The organism is Psychrobacter sp. DAB_AL62B (assembly GCF_028895345.1).
Taxonomy (GTDB): Bacteria; Pseudomonadota; Gammaproteobacteria; order Pseudomonadales; family Moraxellaceae; genus Psychrobacter.
Window position 1 is genome coordinate 96,771 of sequence record NZ_SAXC01000003.1, and the last position, 26,119, is coordinate 122,889.

The window sequence follows — 26,119 nt, forward strand, 5'->3', positions numbered from 1 at the left end:
ACTTAGCTTGTATCCCTGACATGCCGTTATTATCCAACCAATCTACGCCGACTCTGCCACCATATGCTCGCTAAAATAGCGTAATAGCTCTTGGATAACCGTAACGCGCTGTTGCGGTGTTGCCAGTTTATCTGCATTCTGATAACGAATACCAGACGCCCCGTTCATACGATAGTGCTGACCATTTGCTTGAATCAGCTTAATAATGGCTAAGGCATCGACCGGTGTATCAGGCGCAAACTCTAACGTCATACTATTACTATTGGCATCAATTTTATTAATCTTCAGCGGTTCTGCTTGTATACGCAGTCCATGAATGGCAAATAGCTGCTTGGTTTGATTCGGCAATATACCAAAGCGATCAATCATCTCAGTGCGGATATCGGTCAGCGCTTCTTTATCATCAGCATTACTAATACGTTTATAAAATAACAAACGCTGATGCACATCATGCAAATACTCTTCCGGTATCAACGCCGAGCTATGTAGATTAATTTCACTGGTCAGCGACAATGGTGTATTCAAATCGGGCTCTTTACCAGCTTTGATCGCCTTAGTAGCACGCTCAAGCATATCCATATATAAGCTAAAACCAATCGCTTGCATATTACCACTTTGCTGCTTGCCCAGTATCTCACCGGCTCCGCGAATCTCTAAATCCTCACTAGCCAGCATAAAACCTGCACCCAGTGTGTTAGCGCGCTCAATAGCATGCAACCGGCGCTTAGCATCACCTTTAAGACCTTTAATAGAGGGTACTAGCAGGTAGCAATAAGCTTGATGATGACTACGACCAACGCGACCACGTAACTGATGCAACTGAGCAAGACCAAACTTGTCAGCGCGCTCAATAATGATAGTATTGGCATTCGGTACATCAATGCCCGTTTCAATAATCGTCGAACAAATCAGCACGTTGAATTTTTTATGATAAAACTGCTGCATCACTTGTTCGAGTTGGCGCTCTTGCATCTGTCCATGCGCAACCCCTACCCGTGCTTCAGGAACCAGCTCCCGAATCGTCTCTGCCATACGCTCAATACTGGCGACATCATTATGTAATAGATATACCTGCCCACCACGCAATAGCTCACGCAAAATAGCTTCTTTCATCAGTGCTTCTGTCTTTTGCATGACAAAGGTTTTAATCGCGAGGCGACGTGCGGGTGGCGTAGCAATAATCGACATATCGCGCATACCAGATAACGCCATATTAAGCGTTCTAGGAATTGGCGTCGCCGTCATCGACATACTATCTACATCGGTCTGAATGGCCTTGATACGCTCCTTATGACGCACACCAAAGCGGTGTTCTTCATCGACAATCATCAAGCCTAAATTAGAAAACTTCACATCCGGTTGTAATAGTTTATGCGTACCGATAACGATATCAACCTTGCCATCTGCAAGATCTGTCAGAACAGTTTCTTGATGTTTTTTACCGCCAAAGCGCGATAGTGTTTCGATACGTATTGGCCAATCAGCAAAGCGATCGCGGAAATTATCTTCATGCTGACCTGCTAGCAATGTCGTCGGCACTAATATCGCTACTTGGTAGCCCGCACTGACCGCAATGAAAGCGGCGCGCATCGCTACTTCTGTTTTACCAAAACCAACGTCCCCGCAGATGAGACGATCCATCGGTTGGTTCTGCTTCATATCTTCCATGACCGCATGGATAGCATTAGCTTGGTCAGGGGTTTCTTCAAAGGCAAACTGACTGGCAAATAGCTCATATTGCGAGATATCTATTTTGAAATGAATACCGACTTTGGCTTCGCGCCGTGCTTGCATATTAAGGAGCTCAGCCGCGACATCATGGATTTGCTCCAATGCTTTTTGCTTAGCCTTGTCCCATTTCCCGCTACCAATTTTGTGCAGTGGCGCGAGTGCTGGGTCACCGCCACTGTAGCGATTAATCATTTGCAAATTGGCTACTGGCACATAAATGCTGGCATCATCGGCATATTTTAAGTGAATAAACTCTTGCTCACCGTCGCCAACGTCCAAGGTAATCAGTCCATGATAACGACCAATACCATGCTCGATATGAACAACTGGGCTGCCTTCGGTTATTTCAGTAACGCTTTTAACCAAGAACTCTTCTGACACACCACTTTGGCGGCGACGGCGCGTTTGCAATACTTGCCGACCAAATAGCTGCGTCTCACTAATCAGCACCAAGCGCTCAGGCACATAAACGCCACGCTCAATGGGCGCAACGGTTAAACCTACCTGTGGCAACTTGTTATCTTTAAAAACCCTTGTTTTATCTGCTGCTAAAAACTCTTCAAAGCTGTCATAGGCTTTGATATCAATTTTACCTTTAAACAGCTCAATGAGAATCTCGCGGCGACCCGCAGTTTCAGCGACCACCAATACCGGTGTCGACGTTTGCGCTTGTATGGCTAAAAAATCTAACAGCTCAGTCAAAGGTTCTGCTTTTTGATGATTCACTGATAACTGCGGCGGTGCTAGAGCGGTAAGTGTTACCAAGCCTTGTTGCTTAGTCGAGGTGGAAGTAGAGATTAATGCTGGATTTGGTGTTACGCCATCTTCATCAATAGCCGCCACATCGGTCATCGTTGCCAGCTCATTACGCGCACTCAGAATAATGCGTGGATAACGATTGAGATGCTCATTGAGGGTATTGGATAATAAATACAGCAACTCAGGTGCGACAATGGGCTTATCAATATCATGACGACGCTCTTCATAGCGGCGCTGGATTTGTGACCAATAATCCACCTGTTTCTCATTAATCAATTCATCAGTAATAAACAGTGCATCATCTGGTAAATAGGAGAATAAACTACTTTCTGACTCCCAAGCCTTTAAATCAAAAAATAGCGGCTGGTAATACTCAAGTCCACTGCTAGCAATACCTGCCATCACATCTTTATGCAGCTCAAACTTACGGCTACTGGCATTAGGAAACATCGCGGCAAAATTGGTCCGAAAAGTCTCGCGTCCTTCGTCGAGTGGAAACTCTTTCGCTGGTAGTATTTGGAACTGCTCAATGGGCTTTGAGATATCCGGTAGTTTGTGCAGTAGCGACAGTGATTCCTTGCCCATGCTACTATCATTACCACTCATCATTGCTTTAAGATCATCAACGGTCAAAGTACGCTGGGTCTGCGGATTAAAAAACCGAATGGTTTCAATTTCGTCATCGAATAAGTCCAAACGTAGCGGAAACGGCTGACCCATCGCAAAGATATCGATGATACTACCACGTACGGCAAATTCACCCGGCTCAAAGACATTTTCAACCGCTCGGTAACCTGCTTTTGCAAGTAGTTCACGCTGGGTGCTGATATCGAATTGATCACCAACACTCAAATCAAAATGCTGGCCGATCAGCCAACTTGGCGGTGCCACTCGATGCATCAATGCCTGTACCGAGATTAGCAGCACTCCTGAGGTTGGCATATCCGTCAGCAGGTTAATGCGCTCGCTCACGATGTCTTGATGCGGTGACAGCTCATCATACGTCAGTGTCTCCCAATCGGGAAATACATAGGCATCGACCCCGCAAAACGCCAATTCCGTCTCTATTTGATTGAGCTGATTTTGGTCGCGTGTCACCACGACTTTGAGGCGGTCAGCAACATTCCATATCGGAGCCTGAACCAAACTTGCCAGCCATAAACTACTGACTGCACCATGCACAGGTGCTAGCCAACGCCGCTGAGCGTTCTGGATAGGGAATAACTGCTGGTTAATGGGGTCAAAGGCGTCAGTCAAAGCAGTGATAGGCATAAAGAATAGGATCAAAGTTAAAAGTCAGAAGGCTATTATACGAACATTTAAGCAATTACCAAAATTTATGCCGTAACGGTTTGTCACTCTAGTAGTTACTCAGAATAAAATAACCAATAAACACATAAGAAACAGGCTTTTAGTCCTAAAAGGACTCATTAAACACAAAAATCCCAGCTTAGAAGCTGAGATTTTTAATATGTGTTTATCTTAGTTTTTAAGTGCTTAGTAAACTTCAAATTTCAACAAAAAGCTATGACATAAAAAGCTATTGTGATATTAGCGGTTTATCACTAGCGATAATGCCATTATTATCTGCGTAGATGAACATACCAGAGTTCAAAGTTAGGTCACCAAAACTAATTTCAATGTCAGTCTGTCCTTCATCGCGGCGATTTGACTTACGCGGGATACAGCCAAGCGCCATTACCCCAAGCTCCATCTGTGCCATATCATCAACGTCACGGACACAACCATAGACCACTACTCCAGCCCAATTATTATCTATCGCTGACTGAGCAATCATATCGCCTAACAGCGCGCAACGCATCGAACCACCACCATCGACGACTAATACTTTACCGCCACCACTTTGATCTTTACCATCGCTGTTGAGCAGTGATTTGACGCGGCTATTATCTTCAAAGCATTTTACCGTCACAATTTCACCGCAAAACCTGTCCTTGCCGCCAAAACTATAAAAAGACTTGCCTTCGATATTGGGCAAACACACCTGTGATTCAGGGTTGGCATCTAATAAATCACAAGTCACAAAATTTTCTCTATTCATCGTTGCTGATTCTGGCATGGTCAGACTCCTTGTCTTTAATGGTTAAATTATTTTTATTTATCACTTCATTAGAACACTTAGGCTATTTAATATTTCAAATCCATCATAAAATGAAAGGGCATTTACAGCTTAATGTTTTACTCGAGTCATCGCAAGCATCTGCTTGTTTTCGATGATATCAACCGTTTTGACTATAGGTTCAGCGCGATATTTACTACGCTCATAGATATCATGCGCGCTCATCGCCATGGCACTAGCGACACGCTTAGCAGAAATAGGGTGCAGTGATAATGACTCTGACACAAAAGGTGAGATAAACTGAAAGGCCTTTTGACCGATACTTTCAAGTGGCCGACCTTTATGTTTGCCAAGTAATAATGAAGGACGAAAAACAACCAACTGCGCAAAATCTAACCTTATAATAGATTGCTCAGTTTCAGCTTTTACCCGATTGTACAAAAAACGACTATTGATATCAGCATTCATTGAAGATAATAAAAAGAAGTTTTCAACGCCTTTATCTTGGCAAAGCGTAGCAAACGTTACATTATAATGATAGTCTACTTTTCGAAAGGCTTCATCACTACCAGCCTGCTTTTTTGTGGTGCCAAGGCAGCTAAAAGCATCGGTCTTTCGGTCAACGCCAACGCTGGCGAATATTTCAGCTAGGTTGTCAAAATCATTGACCTGATAAAAGCGCATGCTGGCATTAATGTAGCGTGGCGGACGCCGTGCAATCACAATTAACGTGTCATAAAGCTCACTAAGCTGCTTAACAAGATGCTGCCCTACCAGTCCTGTCGCACCAATTACAATTGCTTTTCGCTGCATATCCTGTCCATTTATATAGTGTGGGAAGATTTATGATGATGGAAAATGTGATGCTTGAAAGACCATCTCCAAAGCTTTTCACCTTAGTATCATACCTAAATTAATGGATAACTGAGGTTATTATGCAGCATTTATTGTAAGAGATTTTATCAGCTACGGAGTTTATTAAGCCAATAATCATGAAGAACGCCTTAATAGACCTCGAATAAATACCCAAAAAAACCAATCATCCATACAACAGCGTAACTTCTTTAAGCATTAATCATCAAATATATTGTTCTAAGCGTGATAATTTGCTAAGATAACCGGCTTTACACGTCAACGCTGTTTAATTATTCCAAACAGCCATGGCGCTTGCGGTGATCTATTGGTATTAGATAGTTTAATATTAGACATCGACATCATGTTTGACGAGACGGCTGCTCGTCACCGATGATGGTTAAACCTATTACTGTAATCCACATTCATATTATTATCTGTCTTTATCAAGGAGATTCGCGTGGCTAATACTGCACAAGCTCGTAAACGCGCCCGTCAAAACACCAAACGTCGTCAGAACTCTGCGTCACAACGCTCTATGGTTCGTACTTATTTGAAACGTGTTGATGCGGCTATCGCAGCTAAAGATTATGACGCGGCTACCGAAGCTTACAAAAAAGCGGTACCGGTTCTTGATCGTATGGCTGACAAAGGTATTATTCATAAGAATAAAGCTGCTCGTCGTAAGAGCCGCCTAAACAAAACAATCAAAGGCTTACAAGCTTAAGATTTATAACGTTTAGACCGCATCGCGCTTTATAGCATGATGACTAAAACCTTGTCACTGGTTCTAATACTGGGGCAAGGTTTTTTTATGCCTGTGTAAAAACATTCAATTCATAACAAAAAGTATTTATGTCCATTTTACTTCTGGTGGTAATAACAGTTTGCTTGGATGGAATCCTGCAGCGCGATAGCCATCTAACAAGGTATGGATCGGGCGCACATAAACTTCGCCGCGCCAGACAAAATGCGCACTTGCTTGCTCAAACGGTTTGTCATCAAACCACAAAAATACCCCCTCCATCATTTTTGGCCAGTCGTTCCAATCAATCTCTACCACATCGAACATCACCGCTAAAAATGCAGATAGCAAGGTATCATGACTGACGGCCAGCATAAGATGCCCATGCTGCGGCTGATTTTGATAAAAAAGCGATAAAATATCGAGACCACCTTGATAGGCGTTTTTGGTACCTTCAAGATTGCCCTGTAAGAATCGGTTGATAAAGTTTAGGACGCCAATTTCTTTAAATATTGGATTGGCAATGTCAGGTTCAGTCACTAGGCTACCAGGCTCAACCAATAATGACTGGTGCGAGATATCTCGGCGAAGCCCTGCCCCTTCTTGCATCAACTGCGCGGTATCGATACAGCGACCAATCGGACTTGAAATGCTATCGACATCGAGTGAATATGGCAGATGCCCTGACAACCAACGACCCCAAGACTTTGCTAATACGCGGCCTTTGGGTGTTAGTGGTAGCTGATAACTGGCAAAGCCATTACCATCAGAGCGCTCGCGTAGAGAGTGTCTGGTAAATAAGATCAGTCGCTTATCTTTAGGCAACAAGCTGACCGAAGAAATCATACTATCAGGTAGGTGTGAAGGCGCTGGCGCACTTGGAGTGTGACTCGCAAGCGTCTCAGCGGATAGTTTCGACAAAGTATCATTAGTATTTTTGCTCATGGTAGCAAGCGTAGCAGATTTTTTGACAAGAATGAACAAAATACAAAGCCAGTTGCAATATAAGCTACCATTACTATAACTAGGTGTGCTCGGAGAAATATGGTCAGAGAAGTGTGGTCAGTATCGGAAACTCGATTCTGCTAATAGCAGAAATTTTTTATCACTATTAAACCCTCTCTAATCGATATCGACCACTTTGTCCCATGCGAACGCTAACGCCGTACTACTGACCTCATTAGGGTAAGCTCTTGGATTCACAATCACCCGCGTATTACCAATACGGTAATCGAAGGCTTCGTGCGTATGTCCATGTATCCATAGTGTCGGTGCCCAATCTTCGTGCATCCATCCAGACAAATCACTGACAAAAGCAGCATTGCTCGGTAGGTTGGCATATTTCTCAGACACTGATAGTGGGCTGATACTATGATGACTCATCACCACGGTTTTTTTACCCAAGTCTTTAGCGGTTATTAGTGCTTGCTGGAGCCATTGCCGTTGTACCGCATGGATTTGCATCGATACTTCAGGTGAAAATAGCTCGCTACCTGCATAAATCTGTTTGTAGTCACGCATAAAACGTGAAGCCGCCGCCATGGTATCTTCGTTGGCTTGATATTGATAGTCCGTCCATAGCGTACAACCTAAGATACGCATATCACCAATATCGATATGCTGACATTGCAGAAATCGAACGCCTTGCTTCGACTTCATATTATAGTTATCCCAAGTGGCTAACTTTTTATCAAAATGCAGCACATCTTCATTGAAGTATTCATGGTTGCCCGCGATAGTGATTAGAGGCACTTGTAAACGCGCTGCTTGCTCTTGTAGCCATAGCATACCACTATCGCTATTTGCGGTGTCTCCCGCTACTAGCACCAAATCTGCGTTAGTTTTAGGGATGTGTCCCATCGGATGCGACTGACGAGCATAACTGTCAATATGTAAGTCACTCAAAATCTGTAATTTCATATGATCCAATATTATCAATAATGTGATTTCCAAAAGCGAGTGTAAAAACTACCTCTAGTAGACTGAGCAAGTTTGAACAGCCAGTCATACTTTTTTGGAGTTGGTATGAGCATAAATCTAATTAGTTTAGCACCTTTTTACCGACTGGCAAAAAGTAAAAAGACAGCGGTTTAGGCTGTCTTTTTAAATAACTTTATCTCAAAAACCTTACTTTTTATTCAATTGTGAAATCTATTACTAAATACTTTGGAGAATCTTTTGCAGTTTAGTAGCAGGATCTGTGGCTTGGGTAATTGAGCGCCCAATCACCAAGTAATCAGAGCCATCACTTAACGCTTGTTTCGGTGTACAAATACGTTTTTGATCGTCTGTATTGTCATCTAACAGACGAATACCAGGGGTAATCAGTTTGAAATCATGACCACATAAGGCTTTAAGCGTTTTTGCTTCCCGTGCTGAGCAAACCACGCCATCAAGACCAGCCTGCTTGGTCAATTGTGCCAATCGGCTCACTTGTGTATCCAAGCCGTCAGTGACACCCGTTTGAATAAGCGCCTCGTTGTCCATGGAAGTCAGAACGGTGACTGCAATCAATAGTGTCTCAAAATTGCCGTCTAATAAACGTTGTTTTGCCAATGACATTGCTTCTAAGCCAGCGCTTGCATGGACATTAACCATCCATACGCCAAGCTCAGCGGCAGCCAATACTGCCTGTGCGGTAGTATTAGGAATATCATGGAATTTTAAGTCTAAAAACACTTCAAAATGACGCTGATGTAACGCCTTGACTATCTCAGGACCACAGCGAGTAAACAGCTCTTTACCTACTTTTAATCGACATAATGCCGGATCTAATTGGTCAGCTAGCGCAAGAGAGGCATCTTTCGTCATGTTGTCTAATGCGACGATGACTGGAGAATTGATTGCATTATTCATAGTTATGGCACTTTATGTCAGATTTATCAAATTACGTATAAAAATTATCAGCAAAAACACATCATTTAATCAATCAATAATCTCGCTTTTGCTTGGTTAAGCTTGTACCTTCGTCCAAATGGTCTGCTGTCGCATCTTGTACATTGACAGCAGTTGCACCATAGACTGCTTCTTCTACTGTTGGAGAATTGGCTTGGCGATCAATAACGATATTGGCTTGTGTTATCTGCTCTTGCAGGTTGGCATTCGCTTTTTGTAGACGCGAGATTTCCCACTTGTTTTGTAGGACACGAAAGATAAGCAACGCTAATAAGATACCAATCACGATACCAAGCATGAGACAAAGTATCAGTAGCAACCCTAAATTCATCGTAGGTGCTTGTGAAAACAGTAAATTTACCCCAACGTCAGTATTGTTTGCCAATACCAAACCAAGCGAATAAGCAAAGCTCAAAAACAGTAACACGAACAATAAAAAGCGCATTAGACGTATCCTTAAGTTTTTAATAATACAAACAGTTTAACAAAAAAATTGGTCATACTACTTGCTGATTACGTTTATATGTTGCCCAGTATTCTATCTCAATAAAAATAGAGTCATACTCTAGTGGTAAAATATTTTAATCTTCCCAAATCTCAGTTACTTTACTGACCGCTTGCAACTCTAGCATTGACCGCTTCACGTAGTGCTTTACCAGGCTTAAAATGTGGAATTGCTTTGGCAGGTACTGGTACGCTTTCGCCTGTTTTAGGATTGCGCCCCATACGTGCCCGACGATGGTGGAGACAAAAACTACCAAAGCCGCGCACCTCTACTCGACCATCATTGGCTAAAGTATGAGTCATCAAATTTAATATTTCGCGTACTGCGTCATCGACGATAATATCCGTCATATTGTCACAATTTGCACTCAGATTACTAATAAATTCGGACTTGTTAATTGGTTGCTGCATTATCACGCTTGCCTTGTTGATTAATGGATAAGATGACTGTAAGCCAAGACCCTATAAATTATCAAATCATTGTTAATAAATATTGATTTAACTGTTCATATATTATGATTTGATTTTAGGTTCACATTTCGTTACTCAATGTTGCAAATGATAGCGGATATTGATGTAAATGGAAATAAGAGTTTCCCCATTTAAAAGAAATCCTCATACATTATTATGAATACCAAAATTTAATCGCAAAAAAAGCGACCGGAGTCGCTTTCTTTTTATATTATAATACAATCAACAGTATATCGCTTACTGCATTTGTTCTTTGATCAAGTCACCAATAGTTTTTGGTTGGGCATCAGAACCGGCAGTAGTACTAGTCGTGCTAGTGCTGCTTAGCTCTTTAATCGCTTGACGCTCTTCAGCTTCGTCTTTTGCTTTGATTGACAGGCTGATGTTACGTGTTTTGCGATCAACACTGATGATTTTCGCTTCAACATCATCACCAACAGCTAGATGCTTAGTGGCATCTTCAACGCGGTCACGTTGAATCTCAGAGGCACGTAGATACGCTTCAACTTCATCAGCAAGTTCGATAGTAGCACCTTTAGCGTCTACTTCTTTCACTTTACCATTAACAATAGCACCGCGGTCATTGTTGACTAGGTATTCGTTAAATGGATCTGAAGTTAGTTGTTTCACGCCTAGGCTGATACGGTTGGCTTCTGAATCTACAGACAATACCATTGCTTCAACGGTGTCGCCTTTGTTGTAGTTACGGATAGCATCTTCACCAGTTTCATTCCAAGAAATGTCTGATAAGTGAACTAGACCATCAATACCGCCATCTAGACCGATAAAGATACCGAAGTCAGTGATTGACTTGATCGTACCAGTGATTTTATCACCGCGCTCATGTTTCTTATCAAACTCATCCCATGGATTGGCTAGAGTTTGTTTGATACCTAAGCTGATACGACGACGTTCTTCATCGATATCAAGAATCATTACTTCAACTTCATCACCCACTTGGACAACTTTTGATGGATGAATGTTTTTGTTGGTATGATCCATCTCTGATACGTGTACTAGACCTTCGATACCCTCAGAGATTTCAGCGAAACAACCATAATCAGTCAAGTTGGTTACGCGAGCTTTAACAACGCTACCCACTGGGTATGTACCACCAACGTTATCCCAAGGATCAGTACCAAGTTGTTTTAGACCTAGGCTAACGCGGTTGCGTTCACGGTCAAACTTCAATACTTTAACTTTTAGGTCTTGACCAACTTCAACTACTTCAGATGGATGCTTGATACGGCGCCATGCCATGTCAGTGATGTGCAATAGACCATCAATACCACCAAGATCAACGAACGCACCGTAATCAGTTAGGTTCTTAACGATACCTTCGATCTCGATACCTTCTTCAAGCTTGTTCAATAGCTCTTCGCGCTCAGCTGAGTTTTCAGCTTCCATAACGGCACGGCGACTAACCACAACGTTGTTACGTTTTTGATCAAGTTTGATAACTTTAAATTCTAACTCTTTGCCTTCTAGATGCGTCGTATCACGGATAGGACGTACATCTACTAAAGAACCTGGTAAGAACGCGCGTACTGAACCGATATCTACGGTAAAGCCGCCTTTTACTTTGCTAGAAATAATACCTTTTACAATCTCATCATTATCAGAGATTTTTTCAAGGAAATTCCAAGTCTCAACGCGTTTGGCTTTTTCACGTGACAGTAAGGTTTGACCCATACCGTTATCAACCGCTTCAACCACAACATCGACACTATCGCCAACTTCAACTTCGAGTTCGCCTTCTTCGCTTAAAAACTCTTCACGAGCGACGATACCTTCAGATTTCAGACCAGTATCAACAGTGATCCAGTCGTTATCGATGGCCACAACAGTACCGGTGATAACCGAGCCACGCTCGATATCCAGACCTGTTTCTTCGATGCTCGCTTCAAATAGTTCAGCAAATGATTCCATTATGTCTACCTTTGTATAGCCGTATCCTGTCCAGCACAGTACGGATCAAATGTATGATTGCATAAAACGAGAATACTGGTTTTATATCTTATACAGTCATATAAAAAAACGTTTGTTGGTAATAAGCGAATTATTTAGCGAACTCACTAACAACAACTGTCTTATATTAAAATGCTTTATATTTTTAATTGATATTCTTGTAAACAGTATTTTTTATAACGCTCTAAAGACTATCAATTTTTACTACTGTAATTTTATACTAAAATGAAACCCATAGGAAACCTTTTAGTACTTACTATGTTGTTTTTATTACTTATTAAAGCAAATACCTTTATCCTGACAATGTCTCTTAATTAGCTCATAAACCGCATCAGCGTCTAAGTTGGAGCTGTCTAGTACTAGCGCATCTTCTGCAGGCTTTGATGGTGCAGTCGTACGATTTTCGTCACGATCATCACGTGCTTTAATCGTCGCTAAAATCGCTTCGAAATCTGCTGCTTGACCAGCATTCAATAGTTGCGCTACACGGCGCTCGGCACGCGCTTCAGCACTTGCGGTTAAAAATACTTTAACGTCAGCGTCTGGGAACACGACTGTACCCATATCACGACCATCAGCAACCAATCCTGAACGAGTTGCCATATCTTGCTGCAGCTTTAACAATGCTTGGCGAACGCTTGGAAATACCGCAATCAGCGATGCATAACCGCCAATTGTCTCGTTACGAACTTGCTCACCTACTGCCTCGCCATTCACAACAATATCGACACGTCCTGAATCATTGTTAGGTACAAAAGCAATCTCTAAGCTTTCCGTTAACGTTAAGACAGCCATCTCATCAATGGCTTGGCTGGCATCCGCAATAATCAATCCAGCTTCAAAGGCTTTGAGTCCGACGATACGATATAACGCACCCGAGTCAAGCAGCTGATAACCCAATGCTTGTGCTAAGCGCCACGTAACTGTACCTTTCCCTGCGCCACTTGGCCCATCAATACAGATAACAGGATAGCGTAATGACGGCATTCCACTATTATCGTTAGCATCAGAGATAGAAACAGTCATAACACTCACTTAATGGTCGGCATTGCTTATAGAGCAATAAACAAAGCAGTTTTTACTTATTTATCAAATGCTTGTAAGTCAAACAATCTATTAGCAAGCAAATAGGGCAATATTATAGCAAACAAACCTCCCTATCACTAGCGGCAAGAATATTATCTTGTTAATTGATTATACTGCCTTTGCTTTTTGCTAATTTTCGGCGCTCACGAAAAAACGTTTTGAGCATTTGACTGCTATGCTCACTACATAAACCTCTATGAACTTGAATGTGATGATTATAAAAAGGCTGCATCGGTAAGTTTATTTGACTACCGACCATACCTGCCCTTGGCTCACTTGCCGCATATACTAGCCTAGCTACACGCGCATGGATCAGCGCACCCACACACATGGTACATGGCTCTAAGGTGACATATAAAGTTGTCTGCAGCGGCAAGCGATAATTCTTTAAGCGCGCACAAGCTGCTCTTAACGCTACAATCTCAGCATGAGCAGTCGCATCATGGCGTCCGATAGGTTCATTAAATCCTTGACCAATCATTTGCTGGTTATGTACCAGTATCGCTCCTACTGGCACCTCCCCATGCTCAGCGCCTGTTTTAGCAAGTTTAAGCGCTTGTTGCATCCATTGAACATCTTCAACCGACCAAAATATAACCGTTTTAATCTGCTCACCTATTAGCGTATTAACCTTCATAAACGGGCTATTTATTAACTGATAAGGCGATAAATTGATGTCTAGAAAATTAGTCATTTATTGTGGTAACTGCCAGTCAATAGGTTTTTGACCATACTGTACCAAATAATCATTGGTCTTTGAAAATGGCTTAGAACCAAAAAAACCACCACGGTTAGCAGCCAGTGGCGATGGATGTACAGCCGTTAAAATAAGATGTTTTTCCGTATTGATATATTTACCTTTTTTCTGGGCTTTACTACCCCACAAAATAAATACCGTATGCTCTGTTTGCTCATTAATCACATCAATTACAGCATCGGTAAACTGCTCCCAGCCTTTATTTTGATGACTGTTTGGCTCGCCTTCTCTCACAGTCAAAGAGCTGTTAAGCAATAGCACACCTTGCTGTGCCCAGTAACTTAAATCACCATGCGCTGAATAACTGGTACCGATATCATCTGCCATCTCTTTGAGTAAGTTATTCAATGACGGGGGTTTCGGAATGGCTTTAGGTACAGAAAAAGACAGCCCCATTGCTTGTCCTGGACGATGATAAGGGTCTTGCCCTAAGATGACGACTTTCACCTGAGATAAAGGTGTCAAATTAAAAGCATTAAACATTAGCGGTGCTGGTGGATAAACACTCTCATCTGCTTGATAAGCATCCTTTAAAAAGGCACGTAGATTATCCATATTGTCAGAGGTTAATTCTTCTGCCAACGCATTTTTCCAATCTTCTGGTAAGCGCACATTGTCTAAAATTGCTTGCTTTTGCGCGGCTGTTTTTGTCGGCTGTACGTCGAATAATTCCATAATAGCGCCTGTTTTATTTGTTATAGGATAGATAAAATATTTACGATTATATCGTATGACTCACCTTAAAGTTGATACTAGCAAAATATGGAGTTGAGTGTCTGATAAATAATAGCAATAAAAAAACGGCTACCGCGATAACAGGGTAACCGTTCTTAGAATATTAATGATAGAAACTTAGCTGGCTAATGACTCAGAGTCTGGGTGTGGCTCATGGGTTTCGACGACTGTCAAAATTATGCGACTGTCTGCCGAACCTTTATCTGAAGACTTATCAAGCTTTACAGTATCACCCTCTGATACTTCTGGCTCTAAGGTCAAATGTACTACCCCGCCGTTAACCAAATCACCAAATAAAATCATACCTGCCAATGGTTTTTTGATCTCATCTTGAATCAGACGCTGCATCGGACGTGCGCCCATTAGGCGATCATAGCCTTTATCAGCTAAGTAATCACGTACTTCATCATCAATCTCTAAAGTGACTTGCTTATCATCAAGCTGTACTTGTAGCTCAACCAAGAACTTATCGACCACTGATACCACTACTGACGTATCTAACGGGTTGAATTGAATGATCGCATCCAAACGATTGCGGAACTCAGGAGTAAAGACGCGTTTGAGCGATTCAGTATTATCACGGCTATGGTCTTGCTGGGTAAAGCCCATAGAAGAGCGGCTAATACTATCAGCACCAACGTTGGTGGTCATAATAACAATGACTTGCTTAAAGATAGCAACCCGACCGTTATTATCCGTCAGTGTACCGTGATCCATCACTTGTAATAACAAGTTGAAGACATCTGGATGCGCTTTTTCTATCTCATCAAACAACAATACGCAATGCGGATGCTGATTGATTTTTTCGGTTAACAGACCGCCTTGATCATAACCCACATAGCCTGGCGGCGCACCAATCAAACGTGAGGCGGCATGCGATTCCATATACTCTGACATATCAAAGCGTACTAGCTCAACGCCCAGCAATTTAGCCAGCTGACGTGATACTTCTGTTTTACCAACCCCTGTCGGTCCGGCAAACATGAATGAACCAATTGGCTTATCTGGTGCTTTTAGACCGGCACGCGATAGTTTAATCGCATCAGCAAGGGTCGCAATAGCTTCATCTTGCCCAAATACTAAGTGCTTGAGATCACGATCTAAATGCTGAAGAATACTCTTATCATCACTGGACACTGACTTGGGTGGAATACGTGCAAGCTTAGCAACAATAGCTTCAATATCTGCCACATCGATTTTTATCGGTGAGCGCTTAGCTTTTGCTTTTTTATGCTCAGCAGATTTCGCCCGATCATTTTCTTTTGCAAGATTAGCTTCATCTTGCATCTCATTAGTAGCTTCACTGTCAAGGTTATCAATATCGCTATCAATACCTTCATCATCAGCGTCAATTTGCGCATCAAAGTCTTGCTCTAAATTGGCGATAAAGCTTTCTTCTGCCTCGATATCATCTGCATCAGCTACGATACCTAAGCGCTTATAGGCTCCCGCCTCATCAATGACATCGATTGCTTTATCTGGCAAAAAGCGCTCATGGATATGTTTGGCTGATAATTTCACTGCAGTGACCAACGCTTCATCGGTGTATTCGACGTTATGGAACTCTTCATAACGCGGTTTAAGGCCACGTAAAATATCGATGGTATCATCCACACTTGGCTCTTTTACATCAATTTTTTGAAAACGACGTGATAATGCATGGTCTTTTTCAAATACCTGACGATACTCGGTAAAGGTTGTTGAACCAATACAACGCAGTTCACCATTGGCAAGTGCCGGCTTAATCAAATTCGACACATCCATATTGCTGCTCATTGACGAACCTGCGCCAATAATCATATGAATCTCATCAATAAACAAAATAGCATTAGGCTTTTTCTTAAGCGCATCAAGCAGCGACTTCATACGTTTTTCAAAGTCACCGCGATACTTAGTACCGGCGATCAACGAACCAATATCTAGGCTATAAATCACACAACCATTCAGTGGCTTTGGCGCTTTATCATTGATAATAAGCCATGCCAATCCCTCAGCGATAGAAGTCTTACCGACACCAGGCTCGCCGACCAACAATGGATTATTTTTGCGGCGGCGACAAAGTACTTGCGCTGCCCGCTCAATCTCAGGACCACGTCCAATGAGCGGGTCGGTCTTACCTTCCGCTGCTCGCTGGTTAAGGTTACTGGCAAATTCCACCAAGGGATCTTTACTGGTTTTCTCTGAGGCGCTACGGCGCTCTCCGGTCATAGAAGCACGTGGCTCAGATGGCTCGTCTTTATCTTGACCATGCGATAAGTACTGGGTCAGCTCAAGACGGCTAATACCCTGCTTTTTAAGTAAATAAACCGCATAAGTATCATGTTCTGAAAACATAGAAACCAAAATATCTGACCCTTCAACCAAACGACCACCACCAATAGACTGTACATGGAAAATGGCACGTTGCAGGATACGATCAAAGCTTTGAGTCGGCTGCGGTGATTGCTCCGTATCGGCATCGACTGTTGGTGTGTGCTTATTGATATAGGCTTCAAGTTCGCTACGCAATGCTGAGACATTCGCATTACAGGCCGTCAACGTATTGGCAGCGTGGGTATTTTCTAATAGTGCCAGTAATAGATGTTCAACAGTGAGATACTCATGCGATTTTTGGCGCGCAAGTGTCATTGCTAAACGCAAAGAAACCTCAAGATGACGACTTAACATAAGGAATTCCTACGGTTGTGCCTATCTTTATAATTGATAGCGTTATGAATGAGTTAGTAAGTAAGTCAGGGCGATAGATGGATTGTTCAAGGGCGATATTAGTATTATTAAGAGAGATTATTAAATGGCGACTTCCATAACTCGAATATTATTCTTACTTCCCTTTATCTCAACATGATACTCAAGCAGAGTCAATCTAATAAAACATACTAAAATGTATCGAAGTATCCTGCGAGCATTTTTTGAAAAGATGCTATCAATAAAGGATATTGTTAATCTGACAGCGATAAAAACTACGGAACGATTTGGATAGCCCAAAGACAGAGTGAAATTGGCATCATACTAAAAAACGAAGCAATAAAGAAAAAGAGTATTAAATAGCCGTTGTTGGCGCAGCATTTTTAATAAAAGACTCTAGACAGCAACTTTAAATATCGAAGTAAACAAAGGTAGCATTTGCTTTAATAAATAAGCGTGTACTTTAATATATAGGGCGGTATGAGGTAGAAATCAAGTCTATAACAAGAAAGTAGGCGCAAACTTAGGAGGCAATAATTGGTAGGATTTAGAAAAGAACAAGGTTTTTAGAGCAAGCGGGTCAATGATTGATTGAACTTACTCTAAAAAATACTACAAGGTTAAAGGTTGATCGTCACAAATGGAAAAATTCGAAGTAAAAAAGGTCTTATGCTAAGCTAAAACTAGCTACTCGCCTTGATGTGGCTCGATTTGAGTCAGCAGCGGATAACCTTCACGATGGGCAAGGCTGTTCACTTTTTTGGCTTTAGTTTCAGCAATATCTTTAGGATAAATCCCAGCGATACCTTTACTGGTATTATGAATGGCCAGCATAATCTCGACGGCTGAATCCATACTATGGCGAAATTCGGACTGCAAAATATGGACGACAAACTCCATTGGGGTATAATTGTCGTTATACATCACCACGGCATACATTGGTGGTTTGGCCACTTCTGGTTCTGCTACCAAAACATCAGCCTGTGGCGACGTTTCACCCTCTGGCTCACCATCTTGAGCACAATGTAGGGGCATACTAGGAAAATGCCAATCTAAAGTGATTGGCGTCGCTGGTAATATCGTTTGTTTTATCATAATTAGAATACAAATGCATAGGTAGGTTTAATGAATAAGTGTATTTACAACTGAAGAAAATAAGGTTAAAAGAGATGAGTAAAATCCTGCGAGGCTCGTGCAAATGGCTATCAGTTATAACGCCACCCTAAGGTTCAATAGGGCTTTCATCAACCTCTGGTAAATCTAAAAGTGATAATGGCATACTATCAACTTTAGCACCAAGCTTCCAATCATACAACTGCTCGACTTCCTGCCCACCAGCTTTTAAGCTCAGCTTTGCTTGTAAAGGTTTAAAGCCTGATGGCATCGTAAAGCGACCACGTATACGAGCAACGCCTTCAATGGTATAGCTGACTGGGTCTAATGGCACTTCTACGAAATCATCATCGTTAAGCAATGTCAGCGTTGGCTTTAAACGTTTGGCTTTGCCGTCACTCGCGAGCATACCGACATCAAAGCCATATTCAAAAGCATTTTCAGGCAGTGGTTCAATCTTTGCGCCAAGTACCTGCAAAGGCATGCCACCTTTTTCACTAAGAAGCTCGGCATAGATGTCGTTCAGCTGCGCCACTTGTTTGTTTTCAACGGTTAGCGCTTGCTGATTTTCGCGTAACTCTTTTAAGTTCGCCAAACTTATTTCTAACTCTTGCTTGGCTGTAGCAGCCTCATTGGTCACTATTTTATTACTGATACGCAAATCTTTAAGCTCTTGCGTCGCCTCTTTACCCGTGATGACCGCCTGCTTGGTTTCAGTTTGCATCGAATGATAACCACGCTGATAACCAATTTTGTGACCAAATAATAATCCAACGATCGCCGTGACCAATATCGCCACCACAAATAATGCCAACACCGCGGTAGAAGCACCTTGTTGTGTATTACCAAGGCTTTGGCTATTTATAGGATTGTTTTTTATAGGATGATCTTGGTTATCATAAGAGATATATGGACTGCGCTCCAAATCATAAGAAACAGAGTCTTGGCACATTGTATGTGCGGGCTGTGAGCAAAAGTATAGTACACTCTTAAAACGCATCTAGACGGTATCTCTTAACAGGAAAGGCAAGTTATTATAGCGGAATTTATAATCAATACCTAGCACCATAAATAGCAATGATTTGAGCACAAATAAACATCTGTTAAGGAATGATAGGCGCAAAGTTCAAACCCTGTGTTTCATCGAAACCAAACATCACATTCATATTTTGTACCGCTTGTCCAGCTGCACCTTTTACCAAATTGTCTTGAACGACAATAACGGTCAATTCAGCACGTTCATTGTCTTGATGGACAGCAATACGTAACCTATTACTAGCACGCACACTGCGGGTATCTGGATACAACCCTTTTGGCATCACATCAATAAACGGCTCTGACACATAGCTTTTCTCAAATACTGGTTGCCAATCAATGGCAGCACCAGCCTCAGTAAGCTCCATATGAATAGAGCTCAGCATCCCACGTATCATCGGTACAAGATGGGGTAAAAAACGAATACGATGGGAAAAATGGCTCTCTAGTAACTGGGCAACGCCCTGCTCAATCTCTGGCAAATGACGATGACCTTCAACGCTATAAGCCTTAAAATTGTCTGTGGTTTCAGCATAATTGAGCGCGATACTTGCTTGGCGACCCGCACCAGACACGCCAGATTTTGCATCGATGACGATACGCGACTCAATGAGCTGTTTTGCCTGCTGATTTTGTGTATCTATAATAGGTTTTAAGCCCAAGATAGCCGTGGTTGGATAGCAACCAGGATTACCAACGACCAAAGCATTCGCAATTTTGTCACGATTAATCTCAGGTAAGCCATAAACAGCTGTTTTTAGTATCTCAGGACAAGCATGCGCTTGCTGATACCAGTGTTCAAAATCCGCCAATGATTGCAAACGAAAATCTGCTGCCAAATCAATCACTTTTACGCCTGCTTGAGTCAGCGCTTCTGCTTGCTTCATCGCCACACCATGCGGTGTTGCAAAAAACACCACATCGCACTTTTGTAATGTCGCAAGCGTATTATCACCTAAATCACTAAAAACAATGTCTGATATACCGCGTAAACTTGGGAATATCTCATCAGCGCGAGTGCCCGCTTCGCTACGTGATGTTAGCAAATCAATAGACACCTCAGGATGAGCAGATAATAAGCGAATTAGCTCAATACCCGTATAACCTGTGCCACCAACAATCGCTGCTGAAATCATAAGATATTCCTTTTTCTTTTATTTTTTACGTTACTTCTTAAAGTTTTTTCTAAATTTTATAATCATGTACCGCATCGATAAATACTTTGGCATTATCGGGATTGACCCACTGAGTAATACCATGACCTAAGTTTGCCACATAGCCAGTTTTTTCGCCATTAGCGTAGGCACTATCGAGCATCGCATTGACTTCGGCACGGATAGTCGCAGGTGAGCCATATAAGGTAGCTGGATCTAAATTACCTTGGATGGCTTTGCTACTTTGTAGCTTTTTATGCTGCTTAGTCAACTGACGCTGACTTTCGGTCAATACTTGACGGGCACGATCTAGCGGCATAGTCCAGTCTAAACCCAAAGCATCAGCTTCGCTATCCGCTTGGATATCCAGCCATAATCCGCCGCCCTTGGTGAATAATACCACTGGTATGTCGGGATGGCGTACCTTTAGCTCAGCGACGATGCGTTTATTATACGCATGAGAGAAATCAATAAACTGACGATGACCGAGCGCCCCGCCCCAGCTATCAAATATCTGTAATATCTGTGCGCCAGCCACGACTTGTGCATCTAGATAATCAATGACAGACGTCGCTAACTTATCTAGTAACTGATGTAAGAACTCAGGATTACTATATAAAAAGCCTTTGGTATAACGATAATCTTTTGAGCTGCCGCCCTCAATCATATAAGTAGCCAGTGTCCACGGACTACCAGAAAAACCGAATAACGGCACTTGTCCATTTAGCGCTTTACGAATGCTGGTCACCGCACGCATGACATAATCAAGGGAGTCATTGACATCAAGCACAGGCAATCTATCTAAATCTGCTTGCTGACGGATAGGATGTTTAAACTTCGGTCCTTCACCAGCTTCGAAGTATAAGCCCAAGCCCATTGCATCAGGAATGGTCAAGATATCACTAAATAAGATGGCTGCGTCCAAATCCATACGACGTAGAGGCTGCAAAGTCACTTCAGTGGCACGAGCGGTGTCTTTGCACAGACTCATAAAATCACCCGCTTCAGCACGGGTCGCTTTATACTCTGGTAAATAGCGACCGGCTTGGCGCATCATCCAAACTGGCGTGGTATCGATCGGCTCAAAACGTAGCGCACGTAGCAATCTATCATTTTTTAAAGGCGCAAAGTTCTGCTCGAGCGAATTATTATTGTCTGAAGCACTCATGTACAAATCTCCAAAACAGCACTGTATGTCACAAAAAGGCATACAACACTGGATAAATTACGTTAAAGGAAAGAATATTAAAGCGCTTATTATTAAAATATTTATAGCTTAATAAATAATAAGTTTTTTACATCGTCAATGCTAAGTTATCACGGTGTACCATGACCACGCGCTCTTCATTGTTACCAAGGATTCTATCGAACTGCTCAGTACGCTCGCGAGCAACACGGCAAGCATCCCGAGAGGAGAAGTTAACTTGACCAACAGCTATACGCTCGCCCGTATCTTGATGGACGATTTCAACCACATCGCCTTCATCAAAATCACCACGCACTTCAGACACACCAACCGGTAACAAGCTTTTTTGATGCTCGACCACCGCTTTTGCTGCACCGGCATCGACAATTAAAGAGCCTGACATACGCAAATGCGCAGCCAACCACTGTTTACGCGCAATAATTTTATCTTGATCATTGGTGGTCAACAAGGTGCCAACTGCTTCGCCTGATACCACACGGGTAATCACATCATCGATAGCGCCACTCACGATCACCGTCGGACAGCCACCCATTGCTGCAAGCCGACCTGCACGAATTTTGGTCAGCATACCACCGCGCCCAAGCTTGCCGCCATCACCTGCGATATCAAACAAATAATCAGCCATAGCACGCTCTTGACGGATCATTTTTGCATGAGGATTATGACGTGGGTTGTCAGTAAAGACACCTTCTTGATCGGTTAAGATAATGTACAAGTCGGCATTAACCATCGCCGCAGCCATTGCCCCTAAGGTATCGTTATCACCAAATTTAATCTCATCAATGGTGATGGTATCGTTTTCATTAATCACCGGTAGCACGCGCCATTCTAATAACTGCGTCAGCGCACCAGTGGTATTAAGATAACGGCTGCGGTTAGACAAGTCATCATGGGTCAGCAATAACTGCGAGCTTTGAATGCCGTGTTGAATCAATGCTGACCACCACGTTTCAATCAAACCCATTTGGCCAATAGAAGCACAGGCTTGTAATGCCGCTAGTTTTTTGGGACGCTCCTCAAGATTCATGCGAACCACGCCTTCAGCAACAGCACCTGAAGATACGAGCAGTACTTCAACGCCTTGCTTATGGAGCTTAGCGATCTGCTTTGCCCACTCGTAAATGGCAGTTCGATCAAGCCCTCGACCATTATTGGTTAATAACGATGAGCCAATCTTGACAATAACGCGATGAATATCAAAGTTGCGGGCTTGCTTAACAAACCTTGCTTCTTCGGTCGTGTTCTCTATGTCAACTACCATATAAACTCCTGTTGCTAGGGTAAATTAATTACGGTGATTCATTCAAAAAATATATTCAAACATCAATCAACTTAAGGGGCATAAACCACTTCGACGCCATCTTCATCATCATCGAGATCATCAAAGTCATTGTCGATTAAATCTGTACCTTCACGTTGTGCTTTACGAGCAGCACGATAGGCTTCTCGCTGTGCTTCAGTATTGAGACGCACTTCTACTTCTAAGCGCTCAAAGCGTGCTTTTTGTGCCTCAGCAAAGATAGGATCTTCAATTTCACGCTCACGTTCACGCTCAATCTCATTCATCAAATGATATTTAACAGCATCAGTACCCTCACCCATTAGGGTTGAGGTGCGGAATACGTCCCCTGTCCAACCAAGCTCGGCGACGATATGCGTACAAAGCACATTCAATTCTTCTTCATCAATAATCTGATCAATTTTATTCAATATTAAAATTTGCGGTAAATTAGCCAGTTCAGGCGAAAAGCGCTCAAGCTCATTTAAGATAACACGGGCATTTTCTACTGGGTCACTGCCATCGATTGGCTTCACATCAACCAAGTGTAGCAGACGGCGAGTACGAGCAACATGCTTTAAGAAGCGAATACCAAGTCCAGCCCCTTCTGAGGCGCCTTCGATTAAACCCGGAATATCAGCCATTACAAACGAGCGATGACGACCGATATCGACCACACCCAAGTTTGGCACTAGGGTAGTAAATGGATAGTCAGCAACTTTTGGTCTAGCAGCAGAGACTTGGCGGATAAAGGTCGATTTACCTGCATTCGGTAAACCAATTAAGCCAACATCAGCCACTACTTTTAGCTCAAACTTAAGAACTTTTAGCTCACCTTCAAAACCTGAAGTGGCTTTACGCGGCGCTTGGTTGGTAGAGCTTTTAAAATGGGTATTACCCAAACCACCATCACCGCCTTTGGCAATGAGTAAAGTCTGACCAATCTCAATCAAATCACCCAACACTTCATCTGTTTCGGTATCAACTACTGTAGTACCAATAGGCACCGGTAAAAAAAGATCATCAGAACCCTTGCCTGAACAGTTTCTACTATGACCATTCTCAGCTCGCATGGCGTCGTGACGACGTGTATAACGATAGTCAACTAGGGTGTTGGTGTTATCCTCTGTAATGACATAAATATCTCCGCCCTTACCACCATCACCACCATCAGGACCACCGCGCGGGACATATTTTTCTCGGCGAAAACTGGCGATTCCGTTACCACCGTCACCTGCTTTTACCGTTACGACGGCTTCATCAATAAATCGCATCTTACGTTCCTTAATTTACAATCCAGTTTATAAACTGGTTACAGCCAACGACTGCGTTTTAGGTTTTAGCTATATTGTTCAGACAAAATTATTGCAACAAATTTTATGTTCGCACTTAGCGTCTATTATGACAACAACACCCGATAACCAATCGGACTATCGGGTGCTTAAGTATTATATTTAACATTATACCGACTTATCTAAGATACAACCTACTGCGGCATAACTGTTCTTACCGTAGCGCTTATAGATGCAGACGTTTTATGCTGGAATCTGAGTGTAGCTGATGCCTGCCATTTGCGTCGCTAAACGTAATACTTGCGTACTATAGCCTACTTCATTGTCATACCAAATATAAACAATAGCATGATTGTCAGTAAGGATAGTCGCTTGTGCATCAACGATACCGACATGAGTATCGCCTACAAAATCAGTTGATACCGCTTCTGTAGAGTCTGTATAAGCAATCTGTGTTTGCCATTGACTGCTATTGGATACTTTACGCATGAATTCATTTAGCGCATCAGCACTAGCTGGCGCTGTTTTAAGGTTCAAGTTCAAAATCGCTAAGCTAACGTTTGGCGTTGGCACACGAATTGCATTACCGGTCAATTTACCACTCAGCTCTGGTAATGCTTTACCTACGGCCTTGGCTGCACCAGTACTAGTAATAACCATGTTCAATACCGCACTGCGGCCACGGCGATCGGCTTTATGATAATTATCAATCAGATTCTGATCATTAGTAAACGAATGAATCGTTTCAACATGACCATTTTCGATACCATACTCATCGTTCAACACTTTTAGCATTGGCGTAATCGCATTAGTGGTACAGCTTGCGGCGCTAACGATAGTATCATCACCAACGGTGTCATTATTCACACCATAAACGACGTTTTTAATCTCACCACCAGCAGGAGCCGTTAGCAACACTTTTTTCACGCCTGTAGATTGCAGATGCTTACCAAGACCAGCTTCATCTTTCCAGATACCGGTATTGTCGATTACTAACGCATTGTCGATACCATAAGCCGTATAGTCGATATCACTTGGATCGTTGGCGTAGATAATTTGTACGAAGCGGCCATTGATAATCAGACCGTTGTTTTCATTATCGACAACCACCCCACCTGCAAAGCTACCATGAATTGAATCACGCTCTAGCAATGACGCACGCTTAGCTAAGTCGCCAGCTGCCGCAGGACGGACGACAATGGCTTTCAACTGCATACCTTTGCTGCTTGACGCTTGTGATAATAATAGACGCGTTAAGATACGACCGATACGACCAAAACCGTATAGCACAACATCAGTTGCGCCATTGATAGCGCCTTTGGTGTTATCAATTGACTGCAACGCTGCTTGTAAATCATTGTCATTCGCAATCAGCTGACCCACATCAATACGGACTGCTTGAATATCTTTATTCTCTGCCAAAACTTTAACCATCGCTAACGTATCGGCGATATCGATAGCATTAGCGCCTTGGTCACGCAGCGCTACTTTTTGATGCAGTGCCAATATTTGGCCCACTGAATTTGTGTCTAGCGTATCACCAAACAAAGTCACTTGCACATCTTGCTCGTTATAAAGCTTATTCAATAGCCCCATTAACTCAATGGCTTGTTGCTCTTGATTGTTGTAGTTGCTCAAGTGGTCTTGATGTAATTGGCGTAAGGTATCAGCGTTACTCACGAGAAACATCCTTATGGTCAGTATTAGGGAATCAGTAAAGTATGAAGAAAGATCAATAAATCGGTTATATATAGTCTAAGCGACAATTCTA

Annotated in this window: 21 protein-coding genes; 1 reads left to right on the plus strand and 20 read right to left on the minus strand. The window is 42.5% G+C overall.

What is annotated here, in order from left to right:
* Positions 1-42: 42 nt before the first annotated feature.
* The 3 genes from mfd to EPB74_RS05585 form a co-directional block, all read right to left on the minus strand.
* Complete coding sequence (mfd, locus tag EPB74_RS05575; RefSeq protein WP_274903245.1) at positions 43-3,762, minus strand: transcription-repair coupling factor; 3,720 nt, start codon at positions 3,760-3,762, stop codon at positions 43-45.
* A gap of 268 nt (positions 3,763-4,030) precedes the next feature.
* A complete protein-coding gene (gene rraA / locus EPB74_RS05580; protein WP_274903568.1) occupies positions 4,031-4,552 on the minus strand; it encodes a ribonuclease E activity regulator RraA in 522 nt (173 codons plus the stop codon).
* A gap of 129 nt (positions 4,553-4,681) precedes the next feature.
* Complete coding sequence (locus tag EPB74_RS05585; protein ID WP_274903246.1) at positions 4,682-5,383, minus strand: NAD-dependent epimerase/dehydratase family protein; 702 nt, start codon at positions 5,381-5,383, stop codon at positions 4,682-4,684.
* A gap of 499 nt (positions 5,384-5,882) precedes the next feature.
* Here EPB74_RS05585 and rpsT point away from each other — a divergent pair, with 499 nt between their 5' ends.
* Positions 5,883-6,149, plus strand: coding sequence for a 30S ribosomal protein S20 (rpsT, locus tag EPB74_RS05590; RefSeq protein WP_010200097.1), 267 nt, complete (start codon positions 5,883-5,885; stop codon positions 6,147-6,149).
* A gap of 126 nt (positions 6,150-6,275) precedes the next feature.
* Here rpsT and EPB74_RS05595 read toward each other — a convergent pair whose 3' ends face one another.
* The 17 genes from EPB74_RS05595 to EPB74_RS05675 all read right to left on the minus strand — a co-directional run bounded on the left by EPB74_RS05595 (position 6,276) and on the right by EPB74_RS05675 (position 26,037).
* On the minus strand, positions 6,276-7,112 hold the full coding sequence (locus EPB74_RS05595; RefSeq protein ID WP_274903253.1) for a histidine phosphatase family protein: 837 nt from the start codon (positions 7,110-7,112) through the stop codon (positions 6,276-6,278).
* Between the two features lie 177 nt (positions 7,113-7,289).
* Positions 7,290-8,087 carry a metallophosphoesterase gene (locus EPB74_RS05600; protein ID WP_274903254.1) on the minus strand — a complete coding sequence of 266 codons (798 nt, stop codon included), beginning with the start codon at positions 8,085-8,087 and terminating at the stop codon, positions 7,290-7,292.
* Positions 8,088-8,324: 237 nt separating this feature from the next.
* Positions 8,325-9,023, minus strand: coding sequence for an orotidine-5'-phosphate decarboxylase (pyrF, locus tag EPB74_RS05605; RefSeq protein ID WP_089554028.1), 699 nt, complete (start codon positions 9,021-9,023; stop codon positions 8,325-8,327).
* A 73-nt stretch (positions 9,024-9,096) separates the two neighbouring features.
* The gene (locus EPB74_RS05610) at positions 9,097-9,507 is read right to left on the minus strand and encodes a lipopolysaccharide assembly protein LapA domain-containing protein (RefSeq protein WP_274903262.1); all 411 of its coding nucleotides are present in this window, start codon (positions 9,505-9,507) and stop codon (positions 9,097-9,099) included.
* Between the two features lie 161 nt (positions 9,508-9,668).
* Positions 9,669-9,977, minus strand: a complete 309-nt coding sequence (locus tag EPB74_RS05615; RefSeq protein ID WP_079692185.1) for an integration host factor subunit beta — start codon at positions 9,975-9,977, stop codon at positions 9,669-9,671.
* A 297-nt stretch (positions 9,978-10,274) separates the two neighbouring features.
* Positions 10,275-11,966 (minus strand): 30S ribosomal protein S1, encoded by a 1,692-nt coding sequence (gene rpsA, locus EPB74_RS05620; protein ID WP_079692186.1) that lies wholly within the window; start codon positions 11,964-11,966, stop codon positions 10,275-10,277.
* Between the two features lie 309 nt (positions 11,967-12,275).
* Entirely contained in the window at positions 12,276-13,031 is a 756-nt protein-coding gene (cmk, locus tag EPB74_RS05625; RefSeq protein WP_274903263.1) for a (d)CMP kinase, read from the minus strand.
* A 160-nt stretch (positions 13,032-13,191) separates the two neighbouring features.
* A complete protein-coding gene (gene tadA, locus EPB74_RS05630) occupies positions 13,192-13,785 on the minus strand; it encodes a tRNA adenosine(34) deaminase TadA (protein ID WP_274903264.1) in 594 nt (197 codons plus the stop codon).
* Positions 13,786-14,523 carry a uracil-DNA glycosylase gene (locus EPB74_RS05635; RefSeq protein WP_274903265.1) on the minus strand — a complete coding sequence of 246 codons (738 nt, stop codon included), beginning with the start codon at positions 14,521-14,523 and terminating at the stop codon, positions 13,786-13,788. It abuts the gene before it with no gap.
* Between the two features lie 177 nt (positions 14,524-14,700).
* On the minus strand, positions 14,701-17,250 hold the full coding sequence (gene clpA, locus EPB74_RS05640; protein WP_274903266.1) for an ATP-dependent Clp protease ATP-binding subunit ClpA: 2,550 nt from the start codon (positions 17,248-17,250) through the stop codon (positions 14,701-14,703).
* 705 nt (positions 17,251-17,955) lie between these two features.
* A complete protein-coding gene (locus EPB74_RS05645; RefSeq protein WP_274903267.1) occupies positions 17,956-18,363 on the minus strand; it encodes an ATP-dependent Clp protease adaptor ClpS in 408 nt (135 codons plus the stop codon).
* A 127-nt stretch (positions 18,364-18,490) separates the two neighbouring features.
* Positions 18,491-19,381 carry a hypothetical protein gene (locus EPB74_RS05650; protein ID WP_446740021.1) on the minus strand — a complete coding sequence of 297 codons (891 nt, stop codon included), beginning with the start codon at positions 19,379-19,381 and terminating at the stop codon, positions 18,491-18,493.
* Positions 19,382-19,484: 103 nt separating this feature from the next.
* Positions 19,485-20,552: an N-acetyl-gamma-glutamyl-phosphate reductase gene (gene argC / locus EPB74_RS05655; protein WP_274903269.1), complete on the minus strand. Its 1,068-nt coding sequence runs from the start codon at positions 20,550-20,552 to the stop codon at positions 19,485-19,487.
* A gap of 49 nt (positions 20,553-20,601) precedes the next feature.
* Positions 20,602-21,738 carry a uroporphyrinogen decarboxylase gene (gene hemE, locus EPB74_RS05660; protein WP_089554019.1) on the minus strand — a complete coding sequence of 379 codons (1,137 nt, stop codon included), beginning with the start codon at positions 21,736-21,738 and terminating at the stop codon, positions 20,602-20,604.
* A gap of 127 nt (positions 21,739-21,865) precedes the next feature.
* A complete protein-coding gene (proB, locus tag EPB74_RS05665; protein ID WP_079692196.1) occupies positions 21,866-23,038 on the minus strand; it encodes a glutamate 5-kinase in 1,173 nt (390 codons plus the stop codon).
* Positions 23,039-23,109: 71 nt separating this feature from the next.
* Positions 23,110-24,330 (minus strand): Obg family GTPase CgtA, encoded by a 1,221-nt coding sequence (gene cgtA / locus EPB74_RS05670; RefSeq protein WP_274903270.1) that lies wholly within the window; start codon positions 24,328-24,330, stop codon positions 23,110-23,112.
* Positions 24,331-24,591: 261 nt separating this feature from the next.
* Positions 24,592-26,037, minus strand: a complete 1,446-nt coding sequence (locus EPB74_RS05675) for a glyceraldehyde-3-phosphate dehydrogenase (RefSeq protein WP_274903271.1) — start codon at positions 26,035-26,037, stop codon at positions 24,592-24,594.
* Positions 26,038-26,119 lie beyond the last annotated feature (82 nt).

Bases quoted from the DNA above. Each gene is read 5' to 3' on its own strand.
- mfd (WP_274903245.1), bottom strand. From the start codon at position 3,762: ATGCCTATCACTGCTTTGACTGACGCCTTTGACCCCATTAACCAGCAG.
- rraA (WP_274903568.1), bottom strand. From the start codon at position 4,552: ATGAATAGAGAAAATTTTGTGACTTGTGATTTATTAGATGCCAACCCT.
- EPB74_RS05585 (WP_274903246.1), bottom strand. From the start codon at position 5,383: ATGCAGCGAAAAGCAATTGTAATTGGTGCGACAGGACTGGTAGGGCAG.
- EPB74_RS05595 (WP_274903253.1), bottom strand. From the start codon at position 7,112: ATGAGCAAAAATACTAATGATACTTTGTCGAAACTATCCGCTGAGACG.
- EPB74_RS05600 (WP_274903254.1), bottom strand. From the start codon at position 8,087: ATGAAATTACAGATTTTGAGTGACTTACATATTGACAGTTATGCTCGT.
- pyrF (WP_089554028.1), bottom strand. From the start codon at position 9,023: ATGAATAATGCAATCAATTCTCCAGTCATCGTCGCATTAGACAACATG.
- EPB74_RS05610 (WP_274903262.1), bottom strand. From the start codon at position 9,507: ATGCGCTTTTTATTGTTCGTGTTACTGTTTTTGAGCTTTGCTTATTCG.
- EPB74_RS05615 (WP_079692185.1), bottom strand. From the start codon at position 9,977: ATGCAGCAACCAATTAACAAGTCCGAATTTATTAGTAATCTGAGTGCA.
- rpsA (WP_079692186.1), bottom strand. From the start codon at position 11,966: ATGGAATCATTTGCTGAACTATTTGAAGCGAGCATCGAAGAAACAGGT.
- cmk (WP_274903263.1), bottom strand. From the start codon at position 13,031: ATGACTGTTTCTATCTCTGATGCTAACGATAATAGTGGAATGCCGTCA.
- tadA (WP_274903264.1), bottom strand. From the start codon at position 13,785: ATGACTAATTTTCTAGACATCAATTTATCGCCTTATCAGTTAATAAAT.
- EPB74_RS05635 (WP_274903265.1), bottom strand. From the start codon at position 14,523: ATGGAATTATTCGACGTACAGCCGACAAAAACAGCCGCGCAAAAGCAA.
- clpA (WP_274903266.1), bottom strand. From the start codon at position 17,250: ATGTTAAGTCGTCATCTTGAGGTTTCTTTGCGTTTAGCAATGACACTT.
- EPB74_RS05645 (WP_274903267.1), bottom strand. From the start codon at position 18,363: ATGATAAAACAAACGATATTACCAGCGACGCCAATCACTTTAGATTGG.
- EPB74_RS05650 (WP_446740021.1), bottom strand. From the start codon at position 19,381: ATGCGTTTTAAGAGTGTACTATACTTTTGCTCACAGCCCGCACATACA.
- argC (WP_274903269.1), bottom strand. From the start codon at position 20,552: ATGATTTCAGCAGCGATTGTTGGTGGCACAGGTTATACGGGTATTGAG.
- hemE (WP_089554019.1), bottom strand. From the start codon at position 21,738: ATGAGTGCTTCAGACAATAATAATTCGCTCGAGCAGAACTTTGCGCCT.
- proB (WP_079692196.1), bottom strand. From the start codon at position 23,038: ATGGTAGTTGACATAGAGAACACGACCGAAGAAGCAAGGTTTGTTAAG.
- cgtA (WP_274903270.1), bottom strand. From the start codon at position 24,330: ATGCGATTTATTGATGAAGCCGTCGTAACGGTAAAAGCAGGTGACGGT.
- EPB74_RS05675 (WP_274903271.1), bottom strand. From the start codon at position 26,037: ATGTTTCTCGTGAGTAACGCTGATACCTTACGCCAATTACATCAAGAC.